This is a genomic window from Vibrio sp. HI00D65 (genome assembly GCF_001635455.1).
Classification (GTDB): domain Bacteria; phylum Pseudomonadota; class Gammaproteobacteria; order Enterobacterales; family Vibrionaceae; genus Vibrio.
Map to the genome: position 1 here is coordinate 1 of NZ_LWEH01000554.1, position 1,130 is coordinate 1,130.

Consider the following 1,130-nt stretch of genomic DNA (forward strand, 5'->3'; position numbering starts at 1 on the left):
GTCGCGCCCTACTCGTTTTCACTGATGATGAGATGCCGCCTACGGGGCTATCACCCTTTATTGCGGCACTTTCCAGAGCCTTCGTCTGTCTCATTAAANGCTTAAGGGCTAATCCAATTTCGCTCGCCGCTACTTTCGGAATCTCGGTTGATTTCTCTTCCTCGGGGTACTTAGATGTTTCAGTTCCCCCGGTTTGCTTCTTGTTGCTATGTATTCACAACAAGATACTTACTTCTGTAAGTGGGTTTCCCCATTCGGAAATCCCAGACTCAAATGACTTTTACTGTCTAATCTGGGCTTATCGCAAGTTAATACGTCCTTCATCGCCTCTGACTGCCAAGGCATCCACCGTGTACGCTTAGTCACTTAACCATACAACCCGAAAGGGTCTTAGTGTATGGCAACTAACCAAGGTTTTTGGTTGTAATAAGAAGGGTTAGTTCTTATTACGTGTTTGCCGGACTCAATGTGATTCAAATTAGATTTGAATCGAATACAAGACACTTGAATGTGTTTGTGTTGTGTTTATCCAAAGGATAAACATTGAGAACTTTTAATTTGATTAACTCTTAGAGTTAATCAGTCAGCTTTCCAAATTGTTAAAGAGCTAGATATTTCAAAAGAAATAACCATTTTTAAAGATTCTTAAGGAAGAACACTTAAAGATGGTGGAGCTATGCGGGATCGAACCGCAGACCTCCTCGCTGCCAGCGAGGCGCTCTCCCAGCTGAGCTATAGCCCCATCTGGAAAAGTATTTCCTACTCTTAACTTTCTAAACCGTATCAATCTGTGTGGACACTTATCGTGAATATCTTCGTATAAGGAGGTGATCCAGCCCCAGGTTCCCCTAGGGCTACCTTGTTACGACTTCACCCCAGTCATGAACCACAAAGTGGTGAGCGTCCTCCCCGAAAGGTTAAACTACCCACTTCTTTTGCAGCCCACTCCCATGGTGTGACGGGCGGTGTGTACAAGGCCCGGGAACGTATTCACCGTAGCATTCTGATCTACGATTACTAGCGATTCCGACTTCATGGAGTCGAGTTGCAGACTCCAATCCGGACTACGACGCACTTTTTGGGATTCGCTCACTCTCGCAAGTTCGCCGCCCTCTGTATGCGCCATTGTA

Annotated in this window: 1 tRNA gene and 2 rRNA genes; all 3 read right to left on the minus strand. The window is 45.4% G+C overall.

Features of this window, described 5'->3' with window-relative positions:
* Window positions 1-372, minus strand: a 23S ribosomal RNA gene (locus A3712_RS23740); the annotation flags it as partial.
* Window positions 373-666: 294 nt separating this feature from the next.
* Window positions 667-742: transfer RNA gene (locus A3712_RS23745), tRNA-Ala, on the minus strand.
* Window positions 743-820: 78 nt separating this feature from the next.
* A 16S ribosomal RNA gene (locus A3712_RS23750) occupies window positions 821-1,130 on the minus strand; the annotation flags it as partial.